Genomic DNA, 23,598 nt, shown 5'->3' on the forward strand with positions numbered 1-23,598 from the left:
CCACTAGCCGTCTACGAGGGTGAAACCGGCGCTCGCCCGGACGGCTCCGTTGACGAGGATCTCCAGCACGCGAGGGCCGGGAGGCTCGACCCGGGTCGTGACCGGCCGGAACGAGTGGGACTTCGTCACCGTGAACCGCTCGCCGGCGGCGGTGGCCACCCGCTCCCCGAGATGGAAGACCCGCCGCGAACCGTCCCGGCTCACCGCGTACCGCAACACCAGAGGCCCCGGCGCGGCGGCCAGGACGGTCACGGCGAACGGCAACCTCCCGCCGACGGCCACCTCGGCCGCCAGGTCCAGCGACTCGATCGAACCGCTGCCGTGGGACGCCCCCACGAGGGACAACGCGCCCGGGTGGCCGGTACGCAGCAGGCCTCGTACGGCATGGCGGACCACGCGCTCGATGTGTGACCCGCCCTCGTCCCGCCACCGGGCAAGCAGTCCGACCGCCGTCTCCGGGTGATCCTTGGCCAGGTCGTTGACGTGGTTGGCCACCGACCGGCGCACATATTCACTGGGGTCGTCGCGCAGCAGGTCGAGGATCGGCAGCGTGGGGCCCGGCTCCATCAGCCAGCGCACTCGCGAGCCCCACGGCAGCCGGGGGCGCGACCCCTCGGAGGCGAGCCGTCTGAGGTGCTCGTCGCCCGATCCGGCCCAGCCGTACATGATCTTGAGGGCGTCGTCGCGGTAGCGGTCGAGGAACGGCCGGACGGCGAACTCGCCGGTGGCGTGGGGAGTGAGGACGGCCAGTGTGGCCATCGCGGAGTCGAGGTGCTCGACGCCGCGTGTGGCGACGTACTCGGTCGCCGGCCAACCGCTCCACATGTCGAGCCGGACCCGGCCGGCCGCGTCCCTGAGCACGGCGGCCGCCTCGGGGAACGGCAGCGGCAGGGCCTCGTGCAGTGCCGCCGAGACGTGCCGCACCCGATCCTTCAGCTCCATCCCACCGAGGCCGGCGGTCGCCGCGGAGACGAAGCGTTCGCTCTCGAAGGGCGGCCAGGCCGCGCTCACCCCGTCCGCGAGCGCCCGCGCCGAGTCGGTGTTGATCAGTTCCTTCAACGGTTGTGCCACAGCGGACAGGGTGCCAGGCGGCACCGACACTTTCCGCCGTCGCTTAGAGTCCATTTCATGACGTCTGGAGACCTCCGGCTTCGAAAAGCCGAGAAGTCAGATGCTGACCAGATATTCGCCCTTGCCCGGGAGTTCGCGGTGACCTTCCGGCCGGAACGGGCGGCCTTCGACGACGCCTTCCCACAGTTGCTCGAGAACGATGAGGCGCTGCTGATGGTGGCCACCGTCGACGGGACGGTCCGCGGTTATCTGCTGGGATTCGCCCATCTGACCCTCTTCGCCAACGGGAGGGTCGCCTGGGTCGAGGAGGCGATGATCGACAGCTCCTACCGCCGGCACGGCATCGGCCGCAGGCTGCTGGAGGAGTTCGAAGGCTGGGCCCGGTCCCGGGGCGCCGGTTATGTCGCCCTCGCGACCCGGCGCGCCGCCGAGTTCTACGGCGCGCTCGGGTTCGAGGTGTCGGCGACCTACTACAGGAAGATGCTCACGAAGTGAGCTGGGCGTCGAGGCGGTAGCCGTCCACAGTGACGTAAGCCCCGGGATGCACGGGAACCGTCGTCAGCGTGGTGAGCGCAGGACCTGAACCGGTGAGACGCCGTATTCCGCCTCGTGTGCCGCGGCGAACCGGCCGAGGTGGGTGAAGCCCCAGCGGCGGGCGATCGACGCCACGGTCTGCACGGACGGGTCCGCGGCACGCAGGTCGTCGTGCGCGCGGCGGAGCCGTACGGCACGGAGGTAGGCCATGGGGGACATGCCGACGTGGCGCTGGAACCCCTCCTGCAGCGTTCGGACGCCGACCCGGCATCGTGCGGCGAGTGCCGAGACGGTCAGCGGGGCCTCCGGCTCCGCCTCCATGATCTCGATAGCCGTGCGCACCGCGACCGGGCGGCACGCCTCGGCCGGCGTGTCGAGCGTCTCGCGATAGGGGTGATCCGCCGTCAGCAGGAAGCCGCGGAGGACGGACTCGATGAGCGGACGCGCGACCAGGGGATCCCGGAAGACGGTGTCGGGCGAGCCGACCTCGTGAGTGAGCGTGCGGAGCATCCGCACCCAACCGGCGGCGCGGGCGGTCGTCGTGTCGAATCTCGGGGCGAGGGCGATGTGCGAGGTCACCTGCCGGCCCAGCATGCCTTCGAGGGTCCGCTCGAGCGCGTCGCTGACGAACCCCACGCACAAGAGGCGGCAATCACCGGCCCATCGCGTGAAGGACGCCTCACCTTCGGGCGGGCACAGTATGGCCTTTCCCGGAGTTCCGATCACGTCGACGCCGCGGAGCCGGGACTCCAGGTGGCCGCTGATCGGAAGGCCGAACTGGTAGCCCGGGCGCTCCACGCTGCCCTCGACCCGCAGGTCCACTCCGTTGACCGCGTCTCCGAACCAGATCGGCCCGATCTCCCCGTAACGTTGCGCGGGCCTGCCCTTGACCTCGGCGTCCAACACGGTGACCTGCAGCTCTTCGAATGCGGTGCGGCAGGGATTCACCGAATCGCCGAAATCGGCGACGGCGGTCGGCGTCCCCTGCTGGGAGGAGGTGTGTTCCACGGCCTGCTATCTGATCTTCGATGTACGGCGAACCATGACACACCAGAAAATATGGGCACAAATGGCCATATTGGCCGGAAAGTCCTGTGATGTGCCTCCCACCGAACGACTCGTGGACCGTCGTCCTGCGAGGACGGGGCTAAGTAAGACGCTGGAAGGTTCAGGCCATGACTCCAGGCTTCTCCTGTGGTCGCCGAACGGGCGGCCCAGCAGGAGAAAGTGGACGAGCACACCATGAGCATGAACACACATCCGGTCGGCGGCCAGGGCCTGGTGACCTCGGTCGAGGGCCTCGGCACGATGGGTATGACCGCGATGTACGGCACTCCGGACGACACGGAGGCGCTCGCCACCGTGCATCGGGCGATCGAGCTCGGTGTATCGATGTTCGACACCGCGGACATGTACGGCCCGTTCAGTGGCGAGGAGCTGCTCGGGCGGGCGGTGTCGGCCCATCGCGACCAGGTCATAGTGGCCACCAAGGGCGGTGGCGTGACCCTCGACGAGACGGGCAGGATCGTCGGCGGCCCCAACGGCCGGCCCGACTATCTGCGTCGTTCCGTCGAAGGATCACTCCGCCGGCTGGGCACGGACCACATCGATCTGTACTACCTCCACCGGGTCGACCCGAATGTGCCGGTCGAGGAGTCCTTCGGCGCCCTGGGAGAGCTGGTCGCCGAAGGAAAGGTGCGCTATCTGGGGATCAGCGAGGCGTCGGCGGAGAGCATCCGGGCCGCTCACGCCGCCGCGCCGCTCTCCGCGGTGCAGACGGAGTACTCGTTGTTCACGCGCACGGTGGAATCCAACGGCGTCCTCGACGTCGTCCGGGAGCTGGGCATCGGATTCGTGGCCTACTCGCCCCTGGGACGCGGAATCCTCACCGGTGGTCTGCGATCGGTCGAGGACCTGCCGGACAGCGACTTCCGCCGTACGGCGCCCCGCTTCGCCGGGGAGAACCTGCAGCACAACCTCCGGCTGGTCGACAGAGTCCTGGCGATCGCCGACAATCGTGGTGTCGCGCCTGGTCGATTGGCGCTGGCATGGGTGCTGGCGCAGGGCGTGACCGCGATCCCCGGCACCAAGCGCCGGGTCTATCTGGAAGACAATGTCGCCGCGGCAGACCTCGTGCTGGACGCCGAGACGCTCGCGGCGCTCGACGAAGCGGTTCCCGCCGGTGCCGTGGCGGGCGAGCGCTACACGCCGGTCGCGATGAGCGCAATCCAGGAGTGAGTGCACAGTGAAGCACGGCGACGTGGGCAGTTTCCTCAGGGCACGCCGCGAGGCGCTGCGGCCGGCGGACGTCGGGCTCGTGCCCGGCGGCCGCCGCCGGACGCCCGGCCTGCGCCGCTCGGAGGTCGCGCTGCTGGCCGACGTGTCCGTGGACTACTACGAACGGCTTGAGCAGTCCCGCAACGCCAGGCCCTCCGAGGCCCTGCTGGCGAGCCTGGCGCGGGCGTTGCGGCTGTCAGTGGACGAGCGCGACTATCTCTACGAGCTGGCCGGCTACCCACCGCCCCGAACGGGCGCGACCGGCGGCTATGTCGACCCGGCGATGATGTTCCTGCTCGACGCGCTGACCACGGTGCCCGCGCACATCGTCGACGACCTGACCACGGTGCTCGCGCAGAACCGCCTCAGCCGTGCGCTCGTAGGTCCATGGGCGTACGGCGACGATCGCCTGGGGAACGTGACCTGGCGCTGGTTCACCGATCCGGCGTCGCGCGCACTCAATGTGCCCGAGGAACACGAGACGATCGGGCGAGGTTACGTGGCGGACCTGCGCGCCGCCGGCGCTCACCGTGGTCAGGACGCCGTCAGCGTCCGACTGATCACCGACCTCATCGAAGCAAGCGAGGAGTTCTCCCGCTACTGGGACGACATGGAGGTCATCCCTCTGCGGTCCACGCGCAAGAAGTTGATCCACCCGCATGCCGGGGAGTTGGACGTGCAGTGCGATTTCGTGCTCAGCTCCACCACCGGACACCGCCTGGTGATCTTCCGGCCGCAGCCCGGCTCGGCCACCGCGGAGAATTTCGAGTTCCTGGACGTCCTGGGCCACCAGTCCTTCGAAGGCTGACCGCCCTCGGCGGGTCCTGTCGCCTGCCGCACCGCGAGCTCCGCTGAGGTCCGCCGTCGCCAGGAGCAACCGGCAGGGGCCGACGACGGTTCACAGGAACCGGTCGGAAGCGTCCCCAGTCCCTAGCGCCGGTCAGGCATCGCATCCACGTGTCCGGTACGGCGCGCCGCCCGCCGTGATCACAGTTCGGTGCTCCGCGGAGGAGTGGACGTCCCGTGGATCAGTTCGGAGTGGGCGGCGAAGGCCTGTGCGGCCACGCGCCTGATGACGGGGGCGACCTCCGGCGGCATGTTGGAGATGGCGAGGTCGACGATCTCGGGGTCGCCTTCGTACATCAACATGCCGAACGCGAGCGGAAGGGCCTCCGGGTCGACCTCGGCGGCGCTCGCCTGGATCATGCGGTTCCACTCGGTCGCAGTGACGTGCTGCTCCATGAGCGGAACGACACATTCCTCCTCGATACCGAGGTGCTCCTTGAGCGGGGGGAGGAACCGGTCGAGGGCGTCGGCGAGCACTTCGCGGGCTTCGGCGGTGGGGTCGCCGAGCCAGGCGCCGAGGGTCGCGTCGATCTCCGACCCCAGCTTCGCGATCACCTCGTGCTGGTCTTCCATGAGCCGGACGACCGGCGCCACCTCGTCCGGGACGTGCTTCACAAGGAACGGCCAGACGTTCTCATCCTCCCCGTGGTGGTGATGGTGAAGGACGGCGGCGATGCCCTGGATGTGACCCGCGACGACCTGCGCACGCTCGCGGTCGCCGGCCGCGACACCGCGGATCACGCTGGGCATGAGCCCGAACTCGCGCCGCAACATGTCGTGGATCATGAGCATCTCGCGGCCGTCGAAGTACGGCTCGGCGATACCTGACAACGTAATACCCCGATGTTCTTTGTCGTGCCGAATAAGGGGCGAAAGATCACATTAGATGGTGAGATCGCCGGTTTGAGGATATTTCGCGGCCACAAGGGGAGTTGACCGTCGCGCGTGATTCGGACAGGATTCCGCGTCAAACGGACAGGGTGCGGTGTGACTCGCAGCAGTGATTCCGCCGGTCCGGGTGTACGGCATGACGGCTTCCTGTGGAACTTGCGCGTCGGCGCCGTCCTCGCCGCCGGATGGCCGCTCCGCTCCGGGTATCAGGGAAATCGTTTCGCCGAGCGTTTCGCGGCCCGCCGGAAATTGAGGCTTTCCGGAAGATTAGCTATGACTTACGCTGAATTTTCACGACTTAATGCTCAAGCGAGTGTTAACGACGGGGTGGATGCGTGACGGATTTCGACGACCTCGGCCTCTATGAGGCCGCTCTTTTATGCGGCGGGCCGACGAGGGTCGCCATGGTGGCCCTGATCGCACTGCTCGAGGACGGCCGGGTGAGCGTCTACCCCCAACGCCATCGTGTCACCGTGAACCGGCGGGACTCCCGCGACGCCGTCGAGGCGGCGGTGCTGGAGGCGATTCCCGGCACGGGCCGGCCTCTCGGCGCCACGATGGCCGCGGTCGCGACGTCGCCGGCGGTGGAGGTCGTCGGACGGTCGTTGCGTGAGGCCGGTCTGCTCGGCCGCGGCGGCAGGCCCGGTCTGGTGCGCGGCAGCCGGCTCCGCCGGTCGTTGACGGCGTCGGCGGAGCAACAGGAAGGGCTGAGGCGAGTGGCGATCGCGGGCGCGGCCGGCATCGGCGACGCCGCGCTTCGCCGTATCTTCGAGGCTCCCGACCTCCGCCCGGAGTCGCTGGACGTGAACAGGCGGGGCCGCTTCAACTCCAGGAACAGCCCAGGGATGGACGGTGACGGTTCCGCTCTGCATTACGGCGGGTACGGCGATGGCGGAGGATACGACGGCGGGGGCGGGGGCGGGGGTGGAGGCGGCGGCGACTAACGAGGAGGCGCCGCCGACGGTGGCCACCGCCTACTGCAGGAAGATGCTCACGAAGTGAGCTGGGCGTCGAGGCGGTAGCCGTCCACGGTGACGTAGACGGCGTCGCCCGGCCGCGCGTTCAGGCGCATCAGCACCGGCTGGAGCGAGTCGAACGCCGGCTGCCTGTCCCGCCAGACCAGCACGACCGCGTTGTCGCCAGGCCCGGTGACCGACAGCAGCGTGCCCGGTCGCATGCCCAGCTGGGCGGCGTAGCCCTCGGGCACCGCCACGGGCTCGCCCCGCAGATGCCCGCTGGTCACGTCGATCCGCTGCCATCGGCGGGGGTCGGCCGCCGGGCTCGGGGTTGCGCGCGGCCCGGGCACCAGGTGCGGCCGCGGCGCCGCGCCCGCCGACAGCGCGCTGAGCGCGGCCATAGCGGTCACCGCGTCGGGTCCGTTGTTCGCCTGCGAGGGGATGGGCACGCCGCCCCGCTGGTGGGCGTTGGCTCCCGGCGTGCGGCGGGGAAGCGGCTGCGCCGGCTCCGCGGGCGCGCTCGGAGGCGGCACGTACGCGCGCTGTTCCTGAGCGGTCGGCATCGAGTCCAGCCAGGCTCTGGCCGAGTGCGCCCGGATGCCGAGCTGGCCGAGCAACTGCACGACGTCGGCGTCCGGCGGGTTGCTCGCGAGGAGCTGCCGCGTCTTGTCCCGCAGCCCCGCGAGGTCGCCGACCACCAGCCAGCCGTCCTGGAGGCGGCGGTCCGGCATGAGCGTGACCAGGACCCGCCACAGCGGCGTGCCCAGGGCGGGCACCTCGACCGGGTGGGACTTGTCGGCGGCGATCAGCTGCTCCTGGGTGGCGGCCGCGCCCAGCCACTCGGTCAGGCCGAACAGGTGGCCGGTCAGGGCCGTGGATTCGGTGGAGCGCAGCCAGTGGAGCACACGCTCCTCGGCGGCGCGCTGCGCCTGCGACAGGACCTCGCGGTCCACGTTCAGGTCGTGTGCGAGGGTGCGCAGGCTGACGGGCTCGGCGGCGAACAGGCGGTGAACCGCGACGGCCCGCGCGACCGGGTCCCAGGCGCGGAACAGCCCGTCGACGACGCTCACCATCGGGTGCTCGCTCGCCAGCGCCGCGGGCAGCGGAGGCGGGGACGCGGGCGGCTGTACGGGGGCCGCCGGAGCCTGCTGGGCGGGGACCTGCCCGTTCGGAACCGGCGCCTGCTGTGGCGGGACCTGCGACCCCGGCCCCTGCTGGGCCGGGGCCGGCGGAACCGGCGCCTGCTGGAGGGGAGGCTGCTGGGCGGGAACCTGCCCGTTCGGGGGCGGCGGCACCGGCGCCTGCTGGCCGTTCACCGGCTGCCCGTTGCGCGGCTGGCCGTTCACGTGCGGCGCGGCCGGTTGCGGCGCGCCCGGTACGCCGGGCTGCGGTACGCCCGGGTGCAGCATGCCAGGCATGGCGGGCATGCCAGGCACGCCAACCTGCGGCACACCAGGCACACCGGGCGCGGCAGGCTGGACGGGTATCTGAGGTGCGGGCATCTGAGGTGCGGGCACCGGAGGGACGGCGGGCGCCGCCTGCTGGGCACCCGCCTGAGGGTTGATCACCGGATGGGCGAGGATCTCGCGGAAGAGTGTCGCGAGCACCGCCTCAGGGGCCGCTGCAGCCCCCGCCGACTGCAGGTCGTGCGGGGTCAGCCTGCGCAGCCTGAACCAGCCGCCCGCACTCTTGACCGAGGCCTGCACCGGCTCCGGCCAGCCCGGCAGCGACGGGTCGACCGTGTGGACGGTCAGCGCCGGAAGCAGATCGGTGAGCGTCAGGTGATCCCAGCGGGTCACGGAGAGACGGGCGAGCCGCTCGCACAGCCAGTCAACACCGGTCACCTCCAGAGCGCGCCCCAGCGCGACGGAGGACCACCAGCCGCCAGGCAGGCGAGGGTCGGCCAGAATTTCGGCCACCTGCTGAGGACGGCTCCAGCGGAGGGCCGGAACCAAATCGCTCAGGCAGATCGTTGACTCGGCGTCCATCGCGTTGACCGCACCCTCCCAAGAGTGACGCGTGTTGCTACTGGTGCAGCTTACGGCTGGAAACGAGCATTTGGTGTCAATCGGGTAAAGTTCCCAGAGCCCGGTCGGCCTCCCACCTGGGAGACTGCCGCCGCACCCGCCCGACAACCTTTTTCCAGAGTCTCCTCCGGAGACATTCCGGCGAGCAGCGCCGCCAGAAATCCGGCCGCGAAGGCGTCCCCGGCACCCGTCGAGTCGACCACGGGGGTTTCGGTCGCGGCGGCTCGCGCGACGACACGACCGTCACGCCCGAGGAGCGCGCCACCGGCCCCGAGCTTCACCGCCGCCGTGCCGTACGACGCGCTGAGGGATGCGGCGGCCGCCTCGGCGCCGGACTCCCCGGTGAGCACGAGCGCCTCCTCCAGGTTGGGGATGACGATCCCGGCGGGCGCGGTCTCGCGGAGGAACCGCTCCGGGCCGAACTCGCGCAGGGGCCCGGTGGAGGCGGGATCCACGCTCATCGTGATCCCGCGCGCCGCGGCCTCGCGCATGGCCAGCCGCGCGAGCTCCAGGCCAGGCCCGGCGAACAGCGTGTATCCCGAGACGTGCAGGTGCCGTACGCCGTCGAGCAGGGAGCCCGCCCAGTCGGCGACGCCGATGTGCCCGCCGGCGCCCCGGTTGGTGAGCATGGACCGCTCCCCGCTGCCGTCCACCATCGCGATGACGATCGCGGTCGGCCGGTCGGGGTCGATCGGGACGTGCGGGCGCACCCCGGCCTTGACCAGCTCGGCGATGTGCCATTCGCCGGTGTCGTAGCCGGCGCGGCCGAGGAAGCGCACGTCGGCGCCCAGATGGGCGGCCCAGGAGGCGGTGTTCGCCCCGGAGCCGCCCGGGCGGAGCACGATGTCGGCGTCCGTGTCCGTGCCGGTGGCGAGGGGCTGCTCGTGCAGCGCCACGACATCGGTGACGACGTCGCCGATGACGAGCAGTCCCCCCATTACGCCCCCTGAGCCCAGGAGGCGGCGATCGCGCTCGCCAGCCGCACGTTGCCGCGCACGGCGGCCAGGTTGGCCTCCAGCGACGCGCCGCCCGTGCCGTTCACGAGGTATTCGAGCAGGAACGGTGTGATGGCCTGCCCGGTGACGCCCTGCTCGTCGGCGGCGCGCAGCGCCTCGGCGAGCACGCGGTCGTGCAGGGCAGGGTCGAGCTGCTCGGCGACGGGCACCGGGTTGGCGACGATCAGCGCCGCCTCCGGGCCGCCGAGGGCGTCCTGGGCGCGCATGATGCCGGCCGCCTCGCCGGGCGTCTCGATGCGCCAGTCGACGGGCTCGCCGGAGGTGTGGAGGTAGAACCCGGGGAACTCGTCGGTGCGGTAGCCGACCACCGTGACCTGCCGGGTCTCCAGCCGCTGCAGCGTCGCGGGCACGTCCAGGATCGACTTCACGCCCGCGCAGACCACCGTGATCCGCGTACGGCTGAGCGTGTCGAGGTCGGCGGACTCGTCCTGCACGGTGGTCCAGCCGCGGTGCACACCGCCGAGCCCGCCCGTGGCGAACACGCGGATGCCGGCCCGGGCCGCCAGGAAAGAGGTGCCGGACACGGTGGTCGCGCCGCTGAGGCCCAGCGCCGCGGCGGGCGCGAGGTCGCGGAAGCCGAGCTTGCGCAGGCCGGGCTCGGTCGCGATCCGCTCCAGGCCCTCCTTGTCGAGCCCGATCCTGGGCACGCCGTCGAGGACCGCGATCGTGGCGGGCACGGCTCCCGCCTCCCTCACCGTCTCCTCGAGCTCCAGGGCCACCTGCAGGTTGCGGGGCTGCGGCAGGCCGTGGGAGATGATGGTGGACTCCAGGGCGACGACAGGCCGGCCCTCGGCGATGGCCGAGGCGACCTCATCGGTAGTGCGCATGACTCTCCTGTATGGGGTTGGCGGAAGATGTCCGCTTCGGGATATTGTGCCCGCCATCGCGCACTTCCTCTATTTCGTGAACATGCACGGCTGATGTTGCGGAGATGCTGGATGGTCAAGTCGCAGTACGACGTCGTGATCGCGGGGGCCGGACACAACGGCCTGGTCGCCGCCGCCTACCTGGCGAAGGCGGGCAGGCGGGTCCTGGTTCTTGAACGGCTCGGCCACGTCGGCGGCCTCGCCGTCTCGGCCCGGCCGTTCCCCGGCGTCGACGCGCGGCTGTCGCGCTACTCCTACCTGGTCAGCCTGCTGCCCACCAAGATCGTCAAAGATCTCGGGCTCGGCGTGGAGCTGCGCCGCCGCCGCTTCGCCTCCTACACGCCCGTGGGCGACACCGGGCTGCTGGTCGACAACGAGGACGCCGGCCGTACCGCCGCCTCGTTCGCCGCGGTCACCGGAGGAGACGCGGACTTCGACGCGTGGCGGCGCTTCTACCGGATGACCGCCCACGTGGCCGGGCGCGTGGCGCCGACCCTGCTCGAGCCGCTCCGCGACCGTACGGCCATGCGCGCGATCGTGGGCGACGGCGAGGCCTGGCGCGACCTGTTCGAGCGGCCGATCGGCGCGGTCGTGGACGAGCGGTTCGCCGACGACACGGTGCGCGGCGTGGTGCTCACCGACGCCCTCATCGGCACCTTCGCCGACCCGGCGACCGACCTGTTGGCCAATAGGTGCTTCCTCTACCACGTCGTCGGAGACGGCACCGGCGACTGGAACGTCCCGGTCGGCGGCATGGGCGCGGTCACCACCGGGCTCGCCGAGATCGCCGTCCGCGCGGGTGCGGAGATCCGGACCGGCGCGGAGGTGCTGGCCATCGACCCCGCCACCGGCGAGGTGACCTTCACCGACGGCCCAGGGGATGGCGCACAGCATGTGGTGACCGGCGGACGGGTGCTCGCCAACCTGCCTCCCGCGGTGCTCGCCCGGCTGCTCGGCGAGCCGGGGGAGGCACCTGAGGGCGCCCAGCTGAAAATCAACATGGTGCTGTCGCGTCTGCCCCGGCTGAAGGACGGCGCGGTCGACCCGGTGGAGGCGTTCAGCGGCACCTTCCACATCAACGAGGGCCGCGACCAGCTCGCCGCCGCGCACGCGCAGGCGGCGGCCGGGCGCATCCCCGACCTGCCGCCCGTGGAGGTCTACTGCCACTCCCTCACCGACCCGTCGATCCTCGGGCCGTCGCTGCGGGAGTCGGGCGCGCAGACGATGACGTTGTTCGGGCTGCACATGCCCGCCCGGCTCTTCCAGGACCCGGGGGCCCGTGAAGAGGCTCGTGAAGAGGCGCTGCGGCGCACGCTCGCGTCGGTCGACCGCGTGCTGGCCGAGCCGATCGAGGGCTGCCTGCTGCGCGACCCCTCCGGGGAGCCCTGCCTGGAGGTCAAGATCCCCGCCGACCTGGAACGCGACGCCGGGCTGCCGGGCGGCCACATCTTCCACCGCGACCTGTCGTGGCCTTTCGCCGAGTCGGCCGGCGAGGGGCCGTGGGGTGTCGAGACGGCGCATGAGCGCGTCCTGCTGTGCGGCGCGGGCGCCCGGCGCGGCGGCGGCGTCAGCGGCATCCCCGGGCACAACGCGGCAATGGCCGTTCTCGCCTGATTTACCGGCAATATCGTCGTAAGGAGTCGTCCTGCTCGCGGCGTCGCCTCCCGTGCCCGCGCGCTCGCCCGTCCTGACACTGGCCCCTGGGGCCGTCAGGAAGGAGACGCCATGCACGAGGAGACGCCACGCTGGGCGAGGCCCGCCTTCTGGGGTGTGCTCGCCCTCGCGGCCGTGCTGTACGCCTGGGAACTCGGGCGCAACGGCCAGGCCAACGAGTACTACGCCGCCGCCGTCTATTCGGGGACGCAGAGCTGGAAGGCGTTTTTCTTCGGCGCGCTCGACGCCGGGTCGTACATCACCGTCGACAAGCCGCCGCTGGCCCTGTGGGTGATGGGCCTGTCCGCGCGGATCTTCGGGTTCGGCCCGTGGAGCATGCTGCTGCCGCAGGCCGCCGCCGGGGTTGCCTCGGTCGCGGTGGTCCACTCCGCGGTGCGCCGATCCCTCACCGGCGCCCACGCCCGTACGGCGGCGCTGATCGCGGCCCTGGTGATGACGCTGACGCCGATCACCGTGGCCATCACCCGAGACAACAACCCCGACGCGATCCTGGTGCTGCTGCTCGTCACGGCGGCGTGGCTCTGCCTGGAGGCGGTCAGGACCGGCCGCCTGGCGGCGCTGCTGGCCGCCGCGGTCTTCGTCGGGCTGGCGTTCAACGCCAAGATGCTGCAGGCCTACCTGGCCGTGCCCGCCCTCGGCCTCGCCTACCTGTGCGTGGCACGCGGCGGCCTGGCCAGGCGGGTGCGGCACCTGCTCGCGGCGGGAGCCGTGCTCGTCGTGTCGAGCGTGTGGTGGGTGGTCCTGGTCGACCGGTGGCCCGCCTCCTCGCGCCCCTACATCGGGGGCAGCACGGACAACAGCGTCTGGAACCTGGTGGTCGGCTACAACGGCCTCGGCAGGATCGCCGAGCGCGCGGAGACCGCGAGAGGCCTCCCCGGGTTCGAAGGGCTGCGCGGGTTCGGCGGGTTCGGCGGCACGCCGGGCGCCGGGCGGCTCTTCAACGCCACCATGGCGGGCCAGATCTCCTGGCTCCTGCCGCTCGCCGCCCTCCTGCTCGTCGCCGGGCTCGTGCTCGCCGGACGCCGCTCCGCCGTCCAGGGGGCGCTGGTGTTGTGGGGGTGCTGGCTCGTGGTCCACTTCGCCGTGTTCAGCTTCTCCCGCGGCACGTTCCATCCGTATTACACGACCGCGATGGCCCCGGCGGTGGCCGCACTGGTCGGCGTCGGCGGCGTCCTGGTCTGGCGGGCCTGCCAGCACTCGCGCTTCTGGATATGGGTGGCGGCGGCCGGGGTGGGCGGCACCGGAGCGTGGTCGTCCGCCGTGCTGCGCCGTACGCCCGACTTCGTGCCCTGGCTGTCGTGGGCGGTCGCGGGCGCGGCCGCCGTCGCGGTGCTCGGCCTGATCATGCGGCCGCGCCTGGTGTTCGGCGTGCGCGTGCGCGCCAGGAGACGGCTCGGGGCGGTCACCGCGCTGGCCACCGCCTTCTGCTGCCTGGCCGGGCCCGCCGCCTACGCCCTCACGCCGTTGATCTCGCCCGTCCGGGGCGGCGACCCCACGGCGGGCCCCAGGGCCGGCTCCTGGGGAGGGCAATGGGGCATGTTCCGCGGGCAGGCGCAGCCGTCGGCGCTGGCGCGTTCGATGCCCTGGATGCGGCGGGGCGGCCTGGCACAGCCGATGATCGGTTACCTGGAGCGCAACCAGGGCGGCGCGACCTGGCTGGTGGCGGTCGCGAGCGCGCACACCGCGTCGTCGGCCATCTTGTCCACGGGCAGACCGGTCATGGCGATGGGCGGGTTCAGCGGGCGCGACCCCGCCATGACCGTCGGCAAACTGGAGGAGTACGCCTCAACCGGGAACCTGAGATACGTCCTGGTCGGTGACGCGACCGGCCCGCGCGTCACCGGAAGGGGCGGCAGGGGCGGCCTGAGCCCCGAGCTCACCGGCTGGATCACCGCCCACGGGACGCCCGTGCACCCCTCGGAGTACGGCTACGCCTCCGGAGGCACGTTGTACCGGATCGGGTGAGGGCGCTCAGGCGGGCAGGGCGGCCATGAGATAGGCCAGCCGGGCGGCGGCGTCCCGCACGTTGTCGACCGTGCCCAGACGGTAGCCCCACGAGGTGACGAAGGCGCCCTCCTCGGAGCAGGTCACCGTCTCGCGCAGCGTCTCGCTGAAGCGGTTACGGACCAGGACCTGGAGAGGCGGGCCGGGGACGACTCGGACAGACAGATCGATGTGCCGCCGGGCGGCGGAGGCGAACTCCTGGATGCCGGAAACCGTATCGACCATCACCGGTCACCTCCCGTTCAGGTGCACAGGATTGCACGCTGCGGAAGGGCCCATCAAGCAATTGCCGCGATCAGTCCGGCGATTGTTTCTCGAAATCCTCGATGATGCCGACGATGAGCGCCCTGGCCGCCTCGCGGAAGGCCGCCACCTCGCAGAACTCCTCGAACGACTGGGCATAGAACGCGACGTCGTCCGCGTCGCGGAGCAGCAGGTCCTTGGTCCTGGTCGCCACCCCCACGATGGAGTCGTTGTAGATGTAGAACGAGTTCACCAGCGCGGACGGCAGAGGCGCCTCGAAGGGGATGATCCCGAACTCGACGTTGGGCAGCGTCGTCACCGCGAGCAGCCGGTCGAGCTGCCCGCGCATGACGTCGAGGGGGGCCAGGCGATAGCGCAGCACCGCCTCCGGCATGACGAAGCGGAATCTGCGGGCGGGGTCGTAGAGGATCTCCTGCCGCTGCATGCGCACCCGGATGGCGGCGTCGATGTCGTCGGTCGTCTCGTACAGCCGACGGACCTTGCTGAAGATGTGCCGGGCGTATTCGGCCGTCTGCAGCAGCCCGATCACCACACCGGGCTCGAAGGCCCGCAGCACCCGGGTGCGCGACTCCAGGTCCCTGATCTCCTCCTGGAGCGCGGCGAGCCCGCCCTTGTGCCGCTGCCGCCAGGTGTCCTGCTGGGCCATCAGCCCGACCGCCTGCTCGATCAGGCCGTCGACCGTCGCCGGAGCGGCGCGTACGGCCTGGGCCCACAGGACGACGTCGTCTTCGGTGGCCGTCTGCCGGGCGTTCTCGATGCGGGACACCTTGGACGGCTGCCACCCGAGATGCTCGGCCAGATCCTTGCCCGACAGGTGAGCGGTCTCCCGGAGCTGTCGCAGCTGGACGCCGAGGTCGATGCGGGCCTGCTGGAAACTGCTCACGTCCACCTCCGGCCGTAAACGTAGCCCCGCCGGAGTGGCTCAAGCCATAGGGAAGTCCCTAATCATGATCAGCCGAGCACCCGCCGGGCGATCTCGACGAGCAGCTCGCGGGGGACCTCCACGGCGGTCTCCCCGTCGAGCACGTGCAGCAGGTCGGCGCGTGCCTCCCCGTCGACGAGCTCGAGGCCCTGCACGACGATCGTGCCGCGATCGGTCTCGTAGAGAGAGGGGCACGCCCCGGCCTCCGAGGTCGACCCGAGGAACCGCAGTCGCATTGCTGTCCTTCCCCCGCCGATTCAGATGCCCGCCCTTTACGCAGGGGAGCAATTGCGCGCAATTTTAGATCGACTCGTGTTTCCGGTGTATGGGGATTTCAGGAAATATTGCTGTTTGTCATGAAGTCTGGAATGGGGACGGGAACCGCTCTGAGCCGTTCCCCGAGCGCCTTGGCCTGAGCGTCCAGCAAGGGACTCGCCGCGACGCCGCGGCCGAGCAGGCCGCGCACCACGAAGTTGAGCGCGTGCAGGTTCGGCAGCTCGAACCGGTCGATCGGCAGGTCGCCGGTCTCCGGCAGCAGCTCCCTCAGCCGATCCTCGGTGAGGAAGGCGCGCAGCCACGCGAACTCCTCGGCCGTGCGGACCCAGACGCCCAGGTTGGCGTTGCCGCCCTTGTCGCCCGACCGGGCGCCCGCCACCGTCCCGAGCGGCGCAGTTCCGAGCGGCGCTGTCCCGCCCTTTGTGAGGTCCCCGCCGTACGGCGGCGGCCCGGTCTCCACGGAGGGCCCGGTCTCCACGGAGACGGCCTCGGTGACATCAGGGGCCGGGGGGCGCGCCACCTCGATGCTCGTGCCGTCCACCGTCACCACGGCCTGCACGGCCGCCGCGTCCACGAGCGCCGGCCAGTAGACCCCGTACGGCGAGGCGTCGCCTGGGGGAGTGAGGCCGTAGAAGCCGGGATAGCTCGCCAGCCCCGTCTCGACCACGGCCGAGGAGAAGGCCCGCCCGGCCGTGCGCCGGTCGGCGTCCATCACGGTGATGCGCAGCAGCGCGGTCTGCTCCGCCGGGGACGGGGAGCCCATCGGGGTGAGCTCCACGTGCACGTGCTCGAAGGAGTCCTTGGGCACGCGCGCCCAGATCGCCTCCTCGGCGATCCGGGCCTTCGCCTCGATGTCGAGGCCGGTCAGCACCAGCGTCATCGTGTTGCGGTAGCCGCCGAGGTGATTGACCGCCACCTTCAGCGTGGGGGGCGGGGCCTCCCCGCGCACGCCGGTGACCAGCACCCGGTCGGGTCCCTCCTGCTCCAACTGGACGGTGTCGAACCTGGCCGTCACGTCCGGGCCCAGGTAGCGCGGCGAGCCGATCTCGTACAGCAGTTGCGCCGTGACGGTGCCGACCGACACGAGCCCGCCCGTGCCGGGATGCTTGGTGATCACGCTGGAGCCGTCGGCCCGCAGCTCCGCGATCGGGAAGCCGCAGTGGGCAAGGTCGGGCACCTCGCCGAAGAAGGCGTAGTTGCCGCCCGTCGCCTGGCAGCCGCACTCGACGATGTGCCCGGCCACGACCGAGCCGGCGAGCGCGTCGAGGTCGCCGGGCCCCCAGCCGTGGAACCACATGCCGGGGCCCGTCACCAGCGCAGCGTCGGTGACCCGGCCGGTGACGACGACGTCGGCGCCGTGTTCGAGCGCCACCGCGATCGGCCGGCCGCCGAGGTAGGCGTTGGCGGTGATCGGCGTGGCGGTCAGCGTCTCGGCCGTGTCGGCGTTGACGACGGGCCCGGCCAGAGGCATGAGGTCGTCGCCGGTCACATGGGCGATCGAGGCGCGCAGGCCCAGCCGGGCGGCGAGCTCGGAGACGGCCTCGGCGCACGCCCGCGGGTCGAGCCCGCCCGCGTTGGAGACGATCTTGATTCCGCGGTCGAGGCAGGTGCCGAGGACCTGCTCCATCTGGGTGAGGAACGTGCGCGCGTACCCGGGGCGGCCTTTGAGCCGGTCGCCCGCGAGGATCATCATCGTCAGCTCGGCCAGCCAGTCGCCGGTGAGCACGTCGATGGGGCCGCCCTCGACCATCTCCCGCGCGGCCGACAGGCGGTCGCCGTAGAAGCCGCTGCAGTTGGCCACGCGGAGCACGGTGCTCGCCGTCTCAGTCATGGGGCACCCATGAGGCCGGCCGCTTCTCCATGAAGGCGCGGATGCCCTCCTGCGCCTCCTCGGAGGCGAACCTCCGGGCCGACAGGTCCGCCATCAGGCGGAACCCCTCGTCCACCGGCACCTGCGGAACCTCGCGCACCAGCCGCTTGGTGACGGCCAGCGCCTCGGGCGCGCCGCGCAGCAGCATGCCGGCGTAGTGCGCCACCGTCGCGTCGAGCTCATCCTCCGGAACGGCCCGCGTCAGCAGGCCGATCTCGGCGGCCCGCGACGCGGTGAAGACCTCGCCGGTCAGGAAGTACTCCGCCGCCGCCCGCGGGTCCATCCTGCGCAGGCAGGTCACCGAGATCATCGCGGGCGCCACGCCCAGCCGCACCTCCGTGAACGCGAACGACGCCGCCTCCGGGGCGATCGCGAAGTCGCACGCGGCGACCAGGCCCAGCCCGCCCGCCCGGGCCGTGCCGTTCAGCCGGCAGATCACCGGCTTGGGGCTCTCCCAGATCAGGCTCAGAACGTCGGGCAGCGACGTCGTCACCGGAGCGCCGCTCCGCTGCTCCTTCAGGTCGGCTCCGGAGCAGAACACCGGGCCCGTGCCGGTCAGCACCGCGACCCGCACGGCGGGCTCCTCGATGGCCCACGTCAGGGCGTCGTCGAGCTCCTGGAGCAGCCGCGCGGACAACGCGTTGCGGTTGTGCAGCGAGTCGAGCGTGATCGTGGCCACGCCACCCGCCTCCTCGCGGCGCACGAGCGGATCCATCGCACCCTCCCTGCCTGCCTGGCCTGCCTGGCGCCGGCCGCCTACTGCTCGGCCGCCGCCTGTTCCTCGATCACGGCCAGTACGGCTCCCGCCTCGACCTGCAGGCCGGGCGTCACGTTGAGAACCGACAACACGCCTGTCGCCGGGGAGACGATCTGATGCTCCATCTTCATCGCCTCCAGCACGACGACCGGCTGCCCGGCGGTCACCGTGTCGCCCTTCGCGACCTCGACCCGCAGCACCGTGCCGGGCATGGGCGCGGGCAGCGACCCCGGCACATGCCGTTCCACCGGTTCCGGCAGCCGCTCCACCGGGGTCAGCCGTACCGGGCCGAGGGCGGAGTCGACGTGCAGGACCCCCGGGTAGGCGGCCACGTCGAAGGCGTGCCGTACGGCTCCCGACTCCAGGACGACCCGGCCGGGGTCGGCGGAAACCAGCGTGACCCCGTCGAAGCCCTCCGCGGCCAGGCCGTCGCGGGTGAGACGGTAGGCCACCTCCACGCGCTCGCCCCTCTCGCCGTCGAAGGCGGCGCGCTGGGGCTGGGACACGACGTTGCGCCATCCCCCGGGCAGGCCGGCCAGCACCGGCGCGGAGGCGCGGTTGGCCGCCGCCCCGGCGAGCGCCGCCGCCAGGGCCGAGATCCGTACGGCCGCGGCGCCCGCGAGCGGCGTGAACACCGGCTGGCGGTCGAGGAAGCTCGTGTCGATCGCCCCGGACAGGAAGTCGGGATGACGCAACACCGAGACCAGCAGGTCGCGGTTGGTCGTGAGCCCGTGGATGCGGGTGCGGGCGAGGGCGGAGGCCAGGCGCCTGGCCGCCTCCGCGCGGGTCTCGCCGAAGGAGATGACCTTGGCCAGCATCGGGTCGTAGTGGACGCCGACCTCGTCCCCGGTCACCACGCCCGAGTCGAGCCTGAGCCGGCCGCCCAGCCGGAACTCGGCGTCGACGCCGGGAACCTCGAACAGGTGCAGCACGCCGCTTTGCGGGAGCCAGCCCCTGGCCGGGTCCTCGGCGTACAGGCGCACCTCGATGGCGTGGCCGACCGGGCTCGGCGGCAACGCGGCCAGCTGCGCGCCCTCGGCGATCTCCAGCTGGAGCCGCACGAGGTCGACGCCGTAGACGCATTCGGTCACCGGGTGCTCGACCTGGAGCCGGGTGTTCATCTCCAGAAAGAAGAAACCGCCCTCGCCGAGCAGGAACTCCACCGTGCCCGCGCCCACGTAGCCGATCGCCTTGGCGGCCCGGACGGCGGCGTCGCACAGCTCCCTGCGCACCTCGGGGGAGACGGCGGGGGAGGGGGCCTCCTCGATGACCTTCTGGTGGCGGCGCTGGACCGAGCACTCGCGCTCGCCGAGCGCCCAGACCGTGCCGTGGGAGTCGGCGAGGACCTGCACCTCGACATGGCGGGCACGCTCCAGGAGAGGCTCGACGAAGACGGTGCCGTCGGCGAACGCCGCGAGCGCCTCCCGGCGGGCGGACTCGACCGCGCCGGCCAGCTCGCTCTGGTTGTACACCACGCGCATGCCCCGGCCGCCGCCGCCCGCCGACGCCTTGACCAGCAGGGGCATGTCGGGCAGTCCCGGCGCGGGAGGCACGGGCCCGGCCTGTGCCTCGTGCAAGGCCGGCTCCTCCGGTGTGGCCTCGCCCGGAGCGGGGGCGGGTGCCGGAGCGTCGGGCAGGGCGATGCTGGGCAGGACCGGCACGCCGGCCTCCGCCATCAGCGCCTTCGCCTCGATCTTGGAGCCCATGGCGGCGATGGCCTCGGGGGAGGGGCCGATCCAGGTCAGGCCCGCGTCGATCACCGCCTGCGCGAACGTGGCGTTCTCCGACAGGAAGCCGTATCCCGGATGGACCGCGTCGGCCCCCGACCGCCGCGCGGCCTCGACGATCCTGCCCGGGTCGAGATAGGCCCGGGGATCGCCGAGCCGTACGGCGTGGTCGGCCTCGGCCACGTGCGGCGCGGACGCGTCGGCGTCGGTGAAGACGGCGACCGTCTCGATCCCGAGTTCCTGGCAGGTCCGGAAGACCCGGCGCGCGATCTCCCCCCGGTTGGCCACGAGCAACCGCCGGATCATCCCGCCAACACCTCCCCGTGATCATGCAGAAGTTCGAGCATATGCCCCGTGACCTGCGGCGATCTCGTTCGTGATCGTGCAGGAGTTCGGGGATCACCGTGCCGGCCTGCGGCGACGTCATTCGTGATCATGCGATTTCACATCCGGAAGACGCCGTAGCCCGCGGGCTCGGCCGCGGGAGCGTTGCCGATGGCCGACAGGCAGAACCCGAGGACCGTGCGGGTGTCGCGCGGGTCGATCACCCCGTCGTCGTAGAGACGGCCGGACAGGAAGAACGGCAGCGACTCGGCCTCGATCTGCGCCTCCACCATCTGCCGCATCGCCGCGTCGGCCTCCTCGTCGTAGACCTGGCCGCGCGACTCGGCGGAGGCCCTGCCGACGATCGACAGGACGCCGGCCAGCTGCGCCGGTCCCATGACGGCCGACTTGGCGCTCGGCCAGGAGAACAGGAACCTCGGGTCGTAGGCCCGCCCGCACATCCCGTAGTTGCCCGCGCCGTAGGAGGCGCCCATGACGATCGTGATGTGCGGCACCGTCGAGTTGGACACCGCATTGATCATCATGGCGCCGTGCTTGATGATGCCGGCCTGCTCGTAGTCCTTGCCGACCATGTAGCCCGTCGTGTTCTGCAGGAACACCAGGGGTGTGCGCGTCTGGTTGGCGAGCTGGATGAACTGGGCCGCCTTCTGGGCCTCCTCGCCGAACAGCACGCCGCGCGCGTTGGCGAGGATCCCGACGGGGTGGCCGTGGACGGACGCCCAGCCGGTCACCAGGCTCGCGCCGTAGAGGGGCTTGAACTCGTCGAAGTCGCTGCCGTCGGCGACCCGGGCGATGACCTCGCGCGGGTCGAACGGGATCTTCAGATCCTCCGGGACGATGCCCAGCAGTTCGTCCTGGTCGTGGCGCGGGGCGGCGGACGCGAGAGCGGGGCGCCCGGCCTTGCGCCAGTTGAGCCGCCTGATGATCCGGCGGCCCGTCCTGAGCGCGTCATGCTCGTCGGCCGCCAGGTAGTCGGCCAGGCCGGAGGTGCGCGCGTGCATCTCGGCGCCGCCGAGCGACTCGTCGTCGGACTCCTCGCCGGTCGCCATCTTCACCAGGGGCGGCCCACCGAGGAAGACCTTGGCCTGTTCCTTCACCATGACGACGTAGTCGCTCATGCCGGGCACGTACGCGCCTCCGGCGGTGGAGTTGCCGAAGACCAGCGCGATCGTGGGGATGCCCGCAGCGGACAACCGCGTCAGATCACGAAATATCCGGCCACCCGGGATGAAGATCTCCTTCTGCGTCGGAAGGTCGGCCCCTCCCGACTCGACCAGGTTGACGAACGGCAGGCGGTTCTGCAGCGCGACGTCGGCGGCGCGCAGCGTTTTGCGCATCGTCCATGGGTTCGACGAGCCGCCCCGTACGGTCGGGTCGTTGGCCGCGATCACGCATTCGACGCCCTCGATGACGCCGATCCCGGTGACCACGCTCGCGCCCACGGGGAAGTCGCTGCCCCAGGCGGCCAGCGGCGACAGCTCAAGAAACGGGGAGTCGGGGTCGATCAGCAGCTCGATGCGCTCGCGCGCGAGCAGCTTGCCCCGCTCGCGGTGCCGCTCCACGTATTTGGGCCCGCCTCCCGCCACCGCCTTGGCGTGCTCGGCGTCCAGCTCGGCGAGTTTGGCCAGCATGGCCTCGCGGCGGGAGCCGTACTCGGGGGAGGAGGTGTCCAGGCGGCTGCCGAGGATGGTCATGGCATCGTCACCGAGTTCACCGCCGTCTTTCCGTTACTCCGCTTCCATCGGTGATCGGCGGCTTGGGCTAACGATCACTGGAGGTACCTTACCCGCCGATAGCCGGATTCAGATCGCCTTTCCCGGATTAAGGATGTTGAGTGGGTCGAACACCTGCTTGATGCCCTGGTGGATCTCGGTGGCGACCGGTCCGATCTCCAGGCCCAGCCACCGCCGCTTGAGAACGCCGACGCCGTGCTCTCCGGTCAGCGTCCCGCCGAGGTCCAGCGCCGTGCGGAACACCTCGTCGGCGGCGGCCCAGACCTCCGCCGGCGGTTCCGCGAGGCCGCGCTCGAAGATGAACACGGGATGCAGGTTGCCGTCGCCGGCGTGCGCGACGGTCGCGATGGTCACGCCGTGCCGGGACGCGGCGTCCTCGATCGCGGAGATCATGTCGGGCAGGGCCGACCGCGGCACGCAGACGTCCTCGACGAGGCACTGCCCGAGGCGCTCCTTGGCGTCGTAGGCGAGGCGCCGGACGCCGATCAGCTCGGCCGCCTCCTCGGACGTCGAGGCCTCCGCGACGAACGACGCCGCCGAGCACAGGGCGGCGATCTCCTGGGCCGGGCCCTCCGCCTGCGCGATGAGCATCGCCCGCGTGGCGGGCTCCAGGCCGATGTTCTTCCAGGAGTCGATGGCCTCCAGCGTGGTGCGGTCCATCAGCTCCAGCAGCGACGGCCGGCACCCGGCGGCGATGATCGCCGACACCGCGGAGGCCGCGTCCCGTAGGGAGGTGAACTCGGCGGCCACGGTCGCGACCTGCCCGGGCACGCGGTGCAGTCGCACCGTGGCGGCGGTGATGACGCCGAGCGTGCCCTCCGAGCCGACGAACAGGCCGGTCAGGTCGTATCCGGTGACGCCCTTCATGGTCCTGCGGCCGGTGTCGAGCACCCGCCCGTCGGCCAGCACGACCTCCAGGCCCAGCGCCGAGTCGCGGGTCACGCCGTACTTCACGCACCGCAGCCCGCCCGCGTTGGTGGCGAGGTTCCCGCCGATCGTCGAGATCTCATGCGACGAGGGGTCGGGCGCGTACATCAGCCCGTGCTCGCGGGCCGCCCGGTCGAGGTCGGCGGTGATCACCCCGGGCTCCACGACCGCGATCTCGTCGTCCGGCGACAGCTCGCGGATGCGCGTCATCCCGGCCAGCGACAGGACGAGGCATCCGTCGACGGAGGTCGCGCCCCCGGCCAGGCCGGTTCCCGCGCCACGCGGCACGACGGGCACCCGTTGCGCGCTCGCCCACCGGAGTGTCGTGACCACATCGTCCCGAGATCGCGCGAGGATGACGGCCAGGGCTTTCCCCGGCGCCACGAAGGTGCGGTCCCTCGCGTAGGAGTCCACCACGTCGGGGTCGGTCAGCACCCGCCCGTCGGGCAATGCGGCGACGAGATCGGCGAGGTGGTCGGAGATGCGGTCATTCACATCTGGACTGTACGGCCGGCTGACAAATCGGTGGTAACCCCCAATTTCGCCGAAGATCACGATTTGACAACCTTTAGTGGACGGCCTTTACCCCTTATTTACCTTCTCTTTATGGTCCCC

At 71.3% G+C, this 23,598-nt stretch carries 20 protein-coding genes; 6 read left to right on the top strand and 14 right to left on the bottom strand.

Features of this window, described 5'->3' with window-relative positions:
• Positions 1 to 3 precede the first annotated feature (3 nt).
• Positions 4 to 1,071: a YhaZ family DNA alkylation repair protein gene (locus Pth03_RS15175; RefSeq protein ID WP_203944907.1), complete on the bottom strand. Its 1,068-nt coding sequence runs from the start codon at positions 1,069 to 1,071 to the stop codon at positions 4 to 6.
• Between the two features lie 57 nt (positions 1,072 to 1,128).
• Between Pth03_RS15175 and Pth03_RS15180 the strand changes: the two genes are divergently transcribed.
• Positions 1,129 to 1,566 carry a GNAT family N-acetyltransferase gene (locus tag Pth03_RS15180; protein WP_203944908.1) on the top strand — a complete coding sequence of 146 codons (438 nt, stop codon included), beginning with the start codon at positions 1,129 to 1,131 and terminating at the stop codon, positions 1,564 to 1,566.
• Positions 1,567 to 1,629: 63 nt separating this feature from the next.
• On the opposite strand, the gene Pth03_RS15185 is transcribed toward Pth03_RS15180, so the two are convergent.
• Positions 1,630 to 2,613 carry an AraC family transcriptional regulator gene (locus tag Pth03_RS15185; protein WP_203944909.1) on the bottom strand — a complete coding sequence of 328 codons (984 nt, stop codon included), beginning with the start codon at positions 2,611 to 2,613 and terminating at the stop codon, positions 1,630 to 1,632.
• A 186-nt stretch (positions 2,614 to 2,799) separates the two neighbouring features.
• Between Pth03_RS15185 and Pth03_RS15190 the strand changes: the two genes are divergently transcribed.
• Both Pth03_RS15190 and Pth03_RS15195 read left to right on the top strand, forming a co-directional pair.
• Positions 2,800 to 3,843 (top strand): aldo/keto reductase, encoded by a 1,044-nt coding sequence (locus tag Pth03_RS15190; protein ID WP_239119057.1) that lies wholly within the window; start codon positions 2,800 to 2,802, stop codon positions 3,841 to 3,843.
• Between the two features lie 7 nt (positions 3,844 to 3,850).
• Entirely contained in the window at positions 3,851 to 4,690 is an 840-nt protein-coding gene (locus Pth03_RS15195) for a helix-turn-helix transcriptional regulator (protein ID WP_203944910.1), read from the top strand.
• Positions 4,691 to 4,869: 179 nt separating this feature from the next.
• Here the strand turns inward: Pth03_RS15195 and Pth03_RS15200 are convergent, their stop codons facing one another.
• On the bottom strand, positions 4,870 to 5,559 hold the full coding sequence (locus Pth03_RS15200) for a hemerythrin domain-containing protein (protein ID WP_203944911.1): 690 nt from the start codon (positions 5,557 to 5,559) through the stop codon (positions 4,870 to 4,872).
• Positions 5,560 to 5,954: 395 nt separating this feature from the next.
• Between Pth03_RS15200 and Pth03_RS15205 the strand changes: the two genes are divergently transcribed.
• Positions 5,955 to 6,563 (top strand): TIGR04222 domain-containing membrane protein, encoded by a 609-nt coding sequence (locus Pth03_RS15205; RefSeq protein ID WP_203944912.1) that lies wholly within the window; start codon positions 5,955 to 5,957, stop codon positions 6,561 to 6,563.
• Positions 6,564 to 6,610: 47 nt separating this feature from the next.
• Here Pth03_RS15205 and Pth03_RS15210 read toward each other — a convergent pair whose 3' ends face one another.
• From Pth03_RS15210 to Pth03_RS15220, 3 genes are read right to left on the bottom strand one after another with little or no spacing between them, the layout of a single operon-like run.
• On the bottom strand, positions 6,611 to 8,563 hold the full coding sequence (locus Pth03_RS15210; RefSeq protein ID WP_203944913.1) for a hypothetical protein: 1,953 nt from the start codon (positions 8,561 to 8,563) through the stop codon (positions 6,611 to 6,613).
• Between the two features lie 50 nt (positions 8,564 to 8,613).
• Positions 8,614 to 9,540, bottom strand: coding sequence for a carbohydrate kinase family protein (locus tag Pth03_RS15215; protein WP_203944914.1), 927 nt, complete (start codon positions 9,538 to 9,540; stop codon positions 8,614 to 8,616).
• Complete coding sequence (locus Pth03_RS15220) at positions 9,540 to 10,445, bottom strand: pseudouridine-5'-phosphate glycosidase (RefSeq protein WP_239119058.1); 906 nt, start codon at positions 10,443 to 10,445, stop codon at positions 9,540 to 9,542. The genes Pth03_RS15215 and Pth03_RS15220 overlap by 1 nt, the downstream gene beginning before the upstream one ends.
• A gap of 111 nt (positions 10,446 to 10,556) precedes the next feature.
• On the opposite strand from Pth03_RS15220, the gene Pth03_RS15225 reads away from it, so the two are divergent.
• A complete protein-coding gene (locus Pth03_RS15225; RefSeq protein ID WP_203944916.1) occupies positions 10,557 to 12,098 on the top strand; it encodes a phytoene desaturase family protein in 1,542 nt (513 codons plus the stop codon).
• Between the two features lie 111 nt (positions 12,099 to 12,209).
• Positions 12,210 to 14,123 (top strand): glycosyltransferase family 39 protein, encoded by a 1,914-nt coding sequence (locus Pth03_RS15230; protein WP_203944917.1) that lies wholly within the window; start codon positions 12,210 to 12,212, stop codon positions 14,121 to 14,123.
• Between the two features lie 6 nt (positions 14,124 to 14,129).
• Here Pth03_RS15230 and Pth03_RS15235 read toward each other — a convergent pair whose 3' ends face one another.
• From Pth03_RS15235 to Pth03_RS15270, 8 genes are all read right to left on the bottom strand, one after another.
• A complete protein-coding gene (locus tag Pth03_RS15235; protein ID WP_203944918.1) occupies positions 14,130 to 14,387 on the bottom strand; it encodes a hypothetical protein in 258 nt (85 codons plus the stop codon).
• Positions 14,388 to 14,457: 70 nt separating this feature from the next.
• On the bottom strand, positions 14,458 to 15,309 hold the full coding sequence (locus Pth03_RS15240) for a helix-turn-helix domain-containing protein (protein WP_203944919.1): 852 nt from the start codon (positions 15,307 to 15,309) through the stop codon (positions 14,458 to 14,460).
• A gap of 68 nt (positions 15,310 to 15,377) precedes the next feature.
• Positions 15,378 to 15,584, bottom strand: a complete 207-nt coding sequence (locus tag Pth03_RS15245; protein ID WP_203944920.1) for a hypothetical protein — start codon at positions 15,582 to 15,584, stop codon at positions 15,378 to 15,380.
• 98 nt (positions 15,585 to 15,682) lie between these two features.
• A complete protein-coding gene (locus tag Pth03_RS15250) occupies positions 15,683 to 17,455 on the bottom strand; it encodes an acyclic terpene utilization AtuA family protein (RefSeq protein WP_203944921.1) in 1,773 nt (590 codons plus the stop codon).
• The gene (locus Pth03_RS15255) at positions 17,448 to 18,209 is read right to left on the bottom strand and encodes an enoyl-CoA hydratase-related protein (RefSeq protein WP_203944922.1); all 762 of its coding nucleotides are present in this window, start codon (positions 18,207 to 18,209) and stop codon (positions 17,448 to 17,450) included. Before Pth03_RS15255 ends, Pth03_RS15250 begins: the two co-directional genes overlap by 8 nt.
• A 41-nt stretch (positions 18,210 to 18,250) precedes the next feature.
• Positions 18,251 to 20,284 carry an ATP-binding protein gene (locus tag Pth03_RS15260; RefSeq protein ID WP_203944923.1) on the bottom strand — a complete coding sequence of 678 codons (2,034 nt, stop codon included), beginning with the start codon at positions 20,282 to 20,284 and terminating at the stop codon, positions 18,251 to 18,253.
• A gap of 137 nt (positions 20,285 to 20,421) precedes the next feature.
• Positions 20,422 to 22,017, bottom strand: coding sequence for an acyl-CoA carboxylase subunit beta (locus Pth03_RS15265; RefSeq protein WP_203944924.1), 1,596 nt, complete (start codon positions 22,015 to 22,017; stop codon positions 20,422 to 20,424).
• A gap of 108 nt (positions 22,018 to 22,125) precedes the next feature.
• Positions 22,126 to 23,478: an FAD-binding oxidoreductase gene (locus Pth03_RS15270; protein WP_239119059.1), complete on the bottom strand. Its 1,353-nt coding sequence runs from the start codon at positions 23,476 to 23,478 to the stop codon at positions 22,126 to 22,128.
• Between the last annotated feature and the right edge of the window lie 120 nt (positions 23,479 to 23,598).

The sequence above is a fragment of the Planotetraspora thailandica genome (assembly GCF_016863335.1).
In the GTDB taxonomy this organism is placed as follows: domain Bacteria; phylum Actinomycetota; class Actinomycetes; order Streptosporangiales; family Streptosporangiaceae; genus Planotetraspora; species Planotetraspora thailandica.

Coding starts and splice junctions, on each gene's coding strand:
- Pth03_RS15180 (WP_203944908.1), top strand. CDS start 1,129: ATGACGTCTGGAGACCTCCGGCTTCGAAAAGCCGAGAAGTCAGATGCT.
- Pth03_RS15210 (WP_203944913.1), bottom strand. CDS start 8,563: ATGGACGCCGAGTCAACGATCTGCCTGAGCGATTTGGTTCCGGCCCTC.
- Pth03_RS15215 (WP_203944914.1), bottom strand. CDS start 9,540: ATGGGGGGACTGCTCGTCATCGGCGACGTCGTCACCGATGTCGTGGCG.
- Pth03_RS15220 (WP_239119058.1), bottom strand. CDS start 10,445: ATGCGCACTACCGATGAGGTCGCCTCGGCCATCGCCGAGGGCCGGCCT.
- Pth03_RS15225 (WP_203944916.1), top strand. CDS start 10,557: ATGGTCAAGTCGCAGTACGACGTCGTGATCGCGGGGGCCGGACACAAC.
- Pth03_RS15230 (WP_203944917.1), top strand. CDS start 12,210: ATGCACGAGGAGACGCCACGCTGGGCGAGGCCCGCCTTCTGGGGTGTG.
- Pth03_RS15235 (WP_203944918.1), bottom strand. CDS start 14,387: ATGGTCGATACGGTTTCCGGCATCCAGGAGTTCGCCTCCGCCGCCCGG.
- Pth03_RS15245 (WP_203944920.1), bottom strand. CDS start 15,584: ATGCGACTGCGGTTCCTCGGGTCGACCTCGGAGGCCGGGGCGTGCCCC.
- Pth03_RS15250 (WP_203944921.1), bottom strand. CDS start 17,455: ATGACTGAGACGGCGAGCACCGTGCTCCGCGTGGCCAACTGCAGCGGC.
- Pth03_RS15255 (WP_203944922.1), bottom strand. CDS start 18,209: ATGGATCCGCTCGTGCGCCGCGAGGAGGCGGGTGGCGTGGCCACGATC.
- Pth03_RS15260 (WP_203944923.1), bottom strand. CDS start 20,284: ATGATCCGGCGGTTGCTCGTGGCCAACCGGGGGGAGATCGCGCGCCGG.
- Pth03_RS15265 (WP_203944924.1), bottom strand. CDS start 22,017: ATGACCATCCTCGGCAGCCGCCTGGACACCTCCTCCCCCGAGTACGGC.